Here is an 8,385-nt window from a genome sequence, read left to right as displayed (position 1 = left end):
GGTCGGTGCCGTTGTAGCCGACCGTCCAGAGGCCGAAGGAGAACTTGTCGTCGCGGGTGGGCGCGCTGGCCATGGGTGATCCGCCTTTCAGCGTCATCGATGATTTGTTGGCAGGTACAACATAAGGCCACGACGGGGCGGATGCAAGTCGGCCCGGCACCCTGAGCCATTTGTTCGCAAATCCCACAAACCACTTGCGCGGCCCGTCGACGTGTGCGTAGAGTCCCGACGAACCAATCGAAACGTTTAGACGATGGAGTCCGGCATGGCGAAGATCCACGAGGTGGCGAAGGCCGCCGGCGTGTCGATCAGCACCGTGTCGTACGCCCTGAGCGGCAAGCGCACGATCTCGGCCGAGACCCGCCGGCGCATCGAGCTGGCCGTGCGCGAGCTCGACTACCGGCCGAACGCCGGGGCCCGCATGCTCGCCGGCCGTCGCACCAACATCTTCGCCGTGACCGAGCCGTTCCGCGCCGACACCCATGCGCCCGCGCACATGGCGTTCGTGCTGGCCACGTCGATCGCCGCACGGCGCTTCGACTACGACGTGCTGCTCCTCACCGACGAGCAGGCCACCGCCGGCATGCACCGCGTCGCCACCAGCGGCCTCGCCGACGCGGTGCTCGTGCTCGACGTGGCCCCCGACGACGAGCGGGTCGCCCTGGCCCGTCGCCTCGACATCCCGTCGATCTTCATCGGCGTGCCGACCGACCACGAGGGCCTCGTCTGCGTCGACCTCGACTTCGAGGCGGCCGCCGCGCTCGCCGTCGACCGCCTCGCCGACGCCGGGCATCGCTCGATCGGACTCGTCGGGCACCCGCCGGTCGCGTACCGGCGCTCCAACTTCCCGCCGCGCATCCGCGCCGGGTTCGAAGGCCGGGCGGCGGAACGGTCGCTCGCGTACGCCGTGGAACTGCCCGAGGTGGGCGACGGCCGCCGCTCCCGCGCCGCCCAGGTGCGCTCGGCGGTCGGCGCGCTGCTCGACGGCGGCGCCACCGGCCTCGTGCTGCACTGCGACGACGCCACGCACGCCGCCGTGCTCGAGGAGCTCGCGTCCCGTGAGCTCGCCGTGCCGGGCGACGTCGCCGTCGTCTCGGTCGGCTCCACGTTCGACACCACCTCGTTCCAACCGCCCCTCGACGTCATCCCCCTGGTGCCGCAGGCCTCGTGCGACCTCGCCGTCGACCTCGCCATCCAGTCGATGACGGAGGCGCCGCCCGCTCCGGGCGTGCACCTCATCGCGCCCGAGTACCACGCGCACGGCTCCGTGGTGCCGCTCCCGCCCGACTGACCCGACCGACCCCGCGTCGGCTTCGTCCAGACGGAACCCGACCGACCCGCCGCGCATCGTCGAAGCGCTTCGACCACCATCCTGCGACATCCGCTCGACACGACCGACCACGCGGCATCCGCACCAACGAACAACCCACCAAGGAGAACGCAATGAAGCACACCAGAATCGTGGGCGCGGCGGCGACGATCGCCGCCGCGGCACTCGTCCTCTCCGGATGCTCCGGCTCGGGAGGAGGCGGCGACGACGACACGCTCCGCCTCTGGCACTACGAGAGCGACACCAGCGCGATGGGCATCGCCTGGGCCGAGGCCATCAAGGTCTTCGAGGAGGAGACCGGCGCGAAGGTCGAGTTCGAGGAGAAGAGCTTCGAGCAGATCCGCTCGACGGCCAGCCAGGTGCTCAACTCCGACGAGGCGCCCGACCTGCTCGAGTACAACAAGGGCAACGCGACCGCCGGGCTGCTCTCGAGCCAGGGCCTGCTCTCGAACCTCGACGACGTCGTCGCCGAGCACGGCTGGGACGACCAGCTCAGCCCGAGCCTGCAGACCACCGCCAAGTACGACGAGAACGGCATCATGGGATCGGGCAGCTGGTACGGCGTGCCCAACTACGGCGAGTTCGTCGAGGTCTACTACAACAGGGACGCGTTCGCCGCGGCGGGCCTCGAGGTGCCCACCACGCTCGACGAGTTCGAGGACGTGCTGCAGGCGTTCGCCGACCAGGGCATCACCCCGTTGTCGGAGTCTGCCGCGGAGTACCCGCTCGGCCAGCTCTGGTACCAGCTCGCGCTGTCGAAGGCCGACCGCTCGTTCGTCGACGACTACCAGCTCTACACGGGCGACGTCGACTGGGAGGGCGACGAGATCTCATACGCCACCGAGACGATCAAGGACTGGACCGACAAGGGCTACATCTCGACCGACGCGAGCGGCCTCAAGGCCGAGGACGCCGGCGTGAGCTTCATCAACGGCGACGCCCCGATCTTCTTCTCGGGCAGCTGGTGGCACAACCGGTTCACCACCGAGATCGACGGCTTCGAGTGGGGCACGTTCCTCTTCCCCGGCGCCGAGATGTCGCCCGGATCGGCGGGAAACATGTGGGTCATCCCCGAGCGCGCGCAGAACAAGGAGCTCGCCGCCGAGTTCATCGACATCACGATGCGGCCCGAGATCCAGGCGCTCATCGGCAACAACGGCGGCGTGCCCGTCGCGGCCGACCCCGCCGACATCACCGACGAGAAGAGCGCCGAGCTCATCGCGAACTTCAACGCCCTCACCGACCGCGACGGCATCGCGTTCTACCCCGACTGGCCCACCCCGACCTTCTACGACGAGCTGAACGCGGGCCTCCAGGAGCTCGTGAACGGCACCAAGTCGCCCGCCGAGGTGCAGCAGCAGCTCGGCGAGCAGTACCAGGCCGGCGTCGACGACATCGTCGGCTGACGCCACGGATGCCGCGGGCCGGAGTGTGCGCCGAGCCCGCGGCATCCGACCCCTGAACGGAAGGACCCACCATGGCCATCGCTCCCGACACCCGAGCGCTCACCACCCGCGACGCCGGGCCGCGCGCCCGTCGCGCGCCGTCGAGCCAGATCCCCGGATCGAGCCGCAACGCGTACTGGCTCTACCTCGTGCCCGGCCTCGCGCTGCTCGCCGTCATCATCGTCGTCCCGCTGGTCTGGAACGTCTACCTGACGTTCACCGATTACCGCGGCATCCGCCCGCCCGAGTGGATCGGGCTCGACAACTGGATCGAGCTCGCCGGCGACTCGGTGTTCTGGACGTCGTTCGGCAACTCCATCGCCATGATCGTCGCGATGGTCGTCGTGCCAACGCTCCTCGGGCTCGTGCTCGCGGCCATGCTGTTCGACCTCATCGGCAAGAAGTTCGGCGGGAAGCTCGCGAGCTTCCTTCGGGCGACGTACTACCTGCCGCAGATCCTGCCCGCGGTGATCGCGGCCATCGTCATCGGCTGGATCCTGCGCCCCCAGAACGGCGCCCTCAACCAGATGCTCGAGGCGGTCGGCCTGGGTGCGCTGCAGCAGAACTGGCTCGGCGATCCCGACACGGCGCTGCCGAGCATCATGGTCATCATGATCTGGGTGCAGCTCGGCTACCCGATCGTCATCTTCATGGCCGCGCTGCAGCGCGTCGATCCCGAGCTCTACGAGGCGGCCGAGCTCGACGGTGCGAACTGGTTCCAGCGGTTCCAGGCGATCACCGTCGGCATCATCCGGCCCGAGATCTTCGTGGTCACGCTCACCTGCACGATCGCCGCGCTCAAGGTGTTCGGGCCGATCTACGCGCTCACGGGCGGCGGCCCCGGCACGGCCACCATCGTGCCCGCGTACTACGCGTACAGCGAGTTCTTCCAGTCCCAGCAGGTGGGCTACGGCGCGACCATCGCGACCGCCCTCACCGTCGTCATCGCCGCGGTCAGCGTGGTGTTCATCCTCGTGCAGAACCGCGTGGAGCAGAAGGAGGAGGCACGATGAGCGCCGTACTCGACGAGGCCACCGCCACCCTCGACGCCTCCGTCGAGGAACCGAAGCCGGCACGGCCCGGCCGCGGCGGCAGCCGGCGCAAGACGGTCGGCGACTGGATCGTGCTGCTGGTGGCGATCCTGCTCGGCCTGCTCATCGCGGTGCCGTTCCTACTCATCCTCATCAACTCGTTCAAGTCGCCGGCCGACTACAACACCTCGGGTCCGCTGACGCTGCCGACGTCGCTGTACTTCGACGGCATCACGGCGTTCTGGGAGCGGGTGGACTTCCCGCAGAAGCTCTGGAACAGCGTGTTCATCTCGGGGCTCGTCGCGGTCTTCGCGGTGCTGCTCTCGATGCTCAACGCGTTCGCGCTCGGCATCGGCCGGGTGAAGGGGCGCCTCTGGATCGTCGTCGTCATCCTGCTCGCGAACATGCTGCCGCAGGAGGTGCTGCTCTACCCGCTGTACTTCATGTTCAAGGAGGTCGGCCTCTACGACAGCCAGTGGGCGGTCATCATCATCTTCACGGTCATCCAGTCGGCGTTCGGCACCTACCTGCTCGCCTCGGTCTACGGCACCTTCCCGAAGGAGCTGCTCGAGGCGGCATCCCTCGACGGCGCCAGCCGCTGGCAGATCCTCTGGCGGGTGGTCTACCCGATCTCGCGGCCGACGCTCTCGGTGCTGCTCATCTTCTTCTTCATCTGGACGTGGAACGAGTTCCTGATCCCGCTCACGTTCCTGGTGTCGAACGACACGCAGACCGTGCCGGTGGCGATCACCGTGCTGCAGGGCGACCGGCTCATGGATGTCACCACGACGAGCGCGTCGGCCCTGCTCGGCCTCATCCCCACCCTCGTCTTCTTCCTCATCTTCCAACGCACCCTCACCCGGGGCATCACCGCAGGAGCAGTCAAGTAACCATGAAGTTCACCGATGGGTTCTGGCACACGCGACCTGGCGTCGAGGCGCTCTACGCCCAGGACGTTCGCGACCTCGCGGTCGACGGCGACGAGCTCGTTGCCTGGGCGTCCACCCGGGTCGTGGAGCGGCGCGGCGACACCCTCAACCGTCCGATGCTCACGGTGTCGTTGGCGAGCCCCGCTGAGGGCGTCATCCGGGTCCGGATCGAGCACCACCAGGGCGGTCGGCGCGATCCCGGCTTCGAGATCGCGACGGATGCCGCATACCGGCCCGAGTTCACCGTCGACGACGAGGGTGGCGTCGTCGACGCCGGCTCCTTGCGTGCCCGCGTGCGCCGCGGCGCGCCGTGGGAACTGACGTTCGAGCGGGCGGGGGACGGCGAGGACTCGGGCGCCGAGGACGCCACCGGTGCCGGTGGGGACCGCGTCTACACGACGAGCGGCCACAAGTCCGTGGGGTACGTGCAGCTCGCGCCCGGCGCGCCCGTCGCCGCGGAGCCCGCGGGAGTGGCCGGCATCACGACGACCGGCCTCGCCGAGGCATCCGCGTACCTGCACACCCAACTCTCGCTGGGCGTGGGCGAGCTCGTGTACGGGCTCGGCGAGCGGTTCGGCCCGCTCGTGAAGAACGGCCAGACGGTCGACATCTGGAACGCCGACGGCGGCACGTCGAGCGAGCAGGCCTACAAGAACGTGCCGTTCTACCTCACGAACCGCGGCTACGGCGTGCTCGTGAACCACGCGGGGCACGTGTCGTTCGAGGTCGGCTCGGAGGCCGTGGAGCAGGTGCAGTTCTCGGTGGCGGGGGAGTCGCTCGAGTACTTCGTGATCGCCGGGCCCAACCCCGCGGAGGTGCTCGACCGCTACACGCGGCTCACCGGCCGCCCCGCACGGGTGCCCGAGTGGTCGTACGGGCTGTGGCTCTCGACGAGCTTCACGACGGACTACGACGAGGCGACGGTGAACTCGTTCATCGATGGCATGGCCGAGCGCGACATCCCGCTCGAGGTGTTCCACTTCGACTGCTTCTGGATGCGCGAGTTCCACTGGACCGACTTCGAGTGGGATCCGGCCGTCTTCCCCGACCCCGAGGGCATGCTCGCGCGCCTGCACGAGCGCGACCTGAAGGTCAGCGCGTGGCTGAATCCGTATATCGCGCAGCGGTCGCGGCTCTTCCGCGAGGGCGCCGAGCGGGGGTACCTCGTGCGCCGGCCCGACGGGTCGGTCTGGCAGTGGGACCTCTGGCAGGCGGGCATGGCGCTCGTCGACTTCACGAACCCCGAGGCCACGACGTGGTTCCAGGCGCACGTGCGGACGCTGCTCGGCCAGGGCGTCGACGCCATCAAGACCGACTTCGGCGAGCGGGTGCCGATCGACGTCGTGTGGCACGATGGCAGCGACCCCGAGGCGATGCACCACCGTTACACCGACCTCTACAACCGGGCCGTGTTCGACGTGCTCGAGGAGGTGCGCGGCGTGGGTCAGGCGGTGCTGTTCGCCCGCTCGGCGACCGCGGGCGGCCAGTCGATGCCCGTGCACTGGGGCGGCGACAACTCCTCGTCGTTCACGTCGATGGCCGAGAGCCTGCGCGGCGGCCTGTCGCTCGCCTTGAGCGGCTTCGGCTACTGGAGCCACGACATCGGCGGCTTCGAGGGCGACCCCGACCCCGCCGTGTTCAAGCGCTGGCTCGCGTTCGGGCTCCTGTCGAGCCACTCGCGCCTGCACGGCTCGACAAGCTATCGGGTGCCGTGGGCGTTCGACGACGGCAGCGAGGCGGCGGGCCAGAGCGCGGTGGAGGTGGCGCGGACGTTCACGAAGCTCAAGGCGTCGCTGCGGCCCTACCTCGTCGCGGCCGGCGAGGAGGCGCATCGCACCGGGCGGCCGATCATGCGGCCGATGCAGCTCGAGTTCCCAAGCGACCCCGCCGTCGCCCACCTCGACCGGCAGTACCTGCTCGGACCGAGCCTGCTCGTCGCGCCGGTGTTCTCGGCATCGGGTGAGGTGGAGTACTACCTGCCGGCCGGGCGGTGGACGAACTGGTTCACGCGCGAGGTCGTCGAGGGCGGCGGCTGGCGGCGCGAGGTGCACGGGTTCGACACGGTGCCGCTGTGGGTGCGCGAGGACGCGGTCGTGCCGATCGTCGAGGAGGATGGCACGGTGTGGGAGTTTCGCGGGTGACCCTGCCCGCCCGCCACGCGTCCGCGGCATCCCTCTCGTCGCAACTTTCGGGCCTAGACTTCGAAACATGGAAACGGATGCCGCAGACGGCCGTGTCACGCTCGCGAGCGTGGCCGAGGAGGCGGGCGTCTCGCTGTCCACGATCTCGAAGGTGCTGAACGGCCGGGCGGATGTCTCGCCGCCCACCCGCGCCCGCGTCGAGCAGCTCCTCGCCGAGCGCGGCTATCGGCGCCGCGGCGGCGGCCGTTCCGAGTCGCGTGCCGAGCTCATCGAGCTCGTCTTCCACGAGCTCGACCCGATCTGGTCGATGGAGCTGATCGGCGGCGTGGAACAGGTCGCAAAGGAGCATGGCCTGAGCGTCGTGCTCACCGTGAGCGGCAGCCGGCACGCGCCCGACCCCGACTGGATCGAAGGCGTCATGCGGCGACGCCCGGTCGCCATCGTCCTCGTCTTCTCCGAGCTCGCGCCCGAGTACCGCGAGCGCCTGCACTCGCGAGCGATCCCGTTCGTCATCGTGGATCCCGCCGGCGACCCGTCGCCCGACGCGCCCTCGGTGGGCTCGGCGAACTGGTCTGGCGGCCTCGCGGCCACCCGGCATCTCATCGAACTCGGCCACACGCGCATCGCCGCGATCACCGGCCCCGAGGACATGATGTGCTCCCTCGCCAGGGTCGACGGCTACCGGTCGGCGATGAACTCCGCGGGACTCGCCATCGAGCCCGACTGGATCCGGTTCGGCGACTTCCACGTGAGCGGCGGACGCGAGCGCGCCCGCGAGCTGCTCGGCCGCGACGACCGGCCCACCGCGATCTTCGCCGGCAGCGACATGCAGGCGCTCGGGGTCATGGAGGCGGCGCGCGAGCGCGGCATCCGGGTGCCGGAAGAGCTCTCGATCGTCGGCTACGACGACATCCCGCTCGCGCGCTGGCTCACGCCGCGGCTCACCACCGTGCACCAGCCGCTGCGCCGCATGGGCGAGGAGGCCGCCAGGCTCGCGATCCGGCTCGCCGACGAGCTCGACCACGAGCACGGTGCGACGGATGCCGTGTCGGGTGCGACCGGGTCGGCGCCCACGCCGCGCATGGACCTCGCGACGAGCCTCGTCGTGCGCGAGAGCACGGCACCGCCGGCCGGGTAGGGGAGGACCCGGCCGGCGGTGCCGGCCCGCGGAACGCGCGGAATCCGCGCGATCAGCGCGCCGGCGCGTGGACCAGGCTCAGCCGGTCGAAGTCGGCCCATGCCGCGGCCGCTGCGCCGTGTGCGTCTGCCGCAGGCTCGCCGACCACGAACACCCCGCCGACCACCCCGACGAATCCACCTCCCTCGCTCGGGCTCAGGGGCGAGAGGTCGACGGTGCCGACCGGGATGCCGCCTTCACCGGACTCGGCCCGGGCGACGGCCGCGAAGCCGTCGATCTCGAGGACGAGGCCGATCGGGCCCGCGGGCACGTCCACGACGCCGAGCACGCGGTCGTCGCCGTCGACGTGGAGCACGAGCTCGACCACGCGG

Annotated in this window: 7 protein-coding genes; 6 read left to right on the top strand and 1 reads right to left on the bottom strand. The window is 70.0% G+C overall.

The annotated features are described in order from the left end of the window. Window positions 1-265 precede the first annotated feature (265 nt). From AC1DY2_RS10750 to AC1DY2_RS10725, 6 genes are all read left to right on the top strand, one after another. Window positions 266-1,291: a LacI family DNA-binding transcriptional regulator gene (locus tag AC1DY2_RS10750; RefSeq protein WP_476762422.1), complete on the top strand. Its 1,026-nt coding sequence runs from the start codon at window positions 266-268 to the stop codon at window positions 1,289-1,291. A gap of 152 nt (window positions 1,292-1,443) precedes the next feature. Beyond that, on the top strand, window positions 1,444-2,736 hold the full coding sequence (locus tag AC1DY2_RS10745; protein ID WP_476762421.1) for an ABC transporter substrate-binding protein: 1,293 nt from the start codon (window positions 1,444-1,446) through the stop codon (window positions 2,734-2,736). A 71-nt stretch (window positions 2,737-2,807) separates the two neighbouring features. Then, window positions 2,808-3,788 carry a carbohydrate ABC transporter permease gene (locus AC1DY2_RS10740; protein WP_476762420.1) on the top strand — a complete coding sequence of 327 codons (981 nt, stop codon included), beginning with the start codon at window positions 2,808-2,810 and terminating at the stop codon, window positions 3,786-3,788. Next, window positions 3,785-4,696: a carbohydrate ABC transporter permease gene (locus AC1DY2_RS10735; RefSeq protein WP_476762419.1), complete on the top strand. Its 912-nt coding sequence runs from the start codon at window positions 3,785-3,787 to the stop codon at window positions 4,694-4,696. The genes AC1DY2_RS10740 and AC1DY2_RS10735 overlap by 4 nt, the downstream gene beginning before the upstream one ends. A 2-nt stretch (window positions 4,697-4,698) precedes the next feature. Continuing rightward, a complete protein-coding gene (gene yicI, locus AC1DY2_RS10730) occupies window positions 4,699-6,876 on the top strand; it encodes an alpha-xylosidase (RefSeq protein WP_476762418.1) in 2,178 nt (725 codons plus the stop codon). Window positions 6,877-6,943: 67 nt separating this feature from the next. After that, window positions 6,944-8,014, top strand: a complete 1,071-nt coding sequence (locus tag AC1DY2_RS10725; RefSeq protein ID WP_476762417.1) for a LacI family DNA-binding transcriptional regulator — start codon at window positions 6,944-6,946, stop codon at window positions 8,012-8,014. 52 nt (window positions 8,015-8,066) lie between these two features. On the opposite strand, the gene AC1DY2_RS10720 is transcribed toward AC1DY2_RS10725, so the two are convergent. Then, a partial coding sequence (locus tag AC1DY2_RS10720; protein ID WP_476762416.1) for a hypothetical protein occupies window positions 8,067-8,385 on the bottom strand: 319 nt, incomplete at its 5' end.

This window comes from Agromyces sp. P1_H4 (genome assembly GCF_056405255.1).
The sequence above is the reverse complement of the archived record's forward strand: the minus strand, read 5'-3'. Positions and strand labels throughout refer to the sequence as shown.

Coding starts and splice junctions, on each gene's coding strand:
- AC1DY2_RS10750 (WP_476762422.1), top strand. CDS start 266: ATGGCGAAGATCCACGAGGTGGCGAAGGCCGCCGGCGTGTCGATCAGC.
- AC1DY2_RS10745 (WP_476762421.1), top strand. CDS start 1,444: ATGAAGCACACCAGAATCGTGGGCGCGGCGGCGACGATCGCCGCCGCG.
- AC1DY2_RS10740 (WP_476762420.1), top strand. CDS start 2,808: ATGGCCATCGCTCCCGACACCCGAGCGCTCACCACCCGCGACGCCGGG.
- AC1DY2_RS10735 (WP_476762419.1), top strand. CDS start 3,785: ATGAGCGCCGTACTCGACGAGGCCACCGCCACCCTCGACGCCTCCGTC.
- yicI (WP_476762418.1), top strand. CDS start 4,699: ATGAAGTTCACCGATGGGTTCTGGCACACGCGACCTGGCGTCGAGGCG.
- AC1DY2_RS10725 (WP_476762417.1), top strand. CDS start 6,944: ATGGAAACGGATGCCGCAGACGGCCGTGTCACGCTCGCGAGCGTGGCC.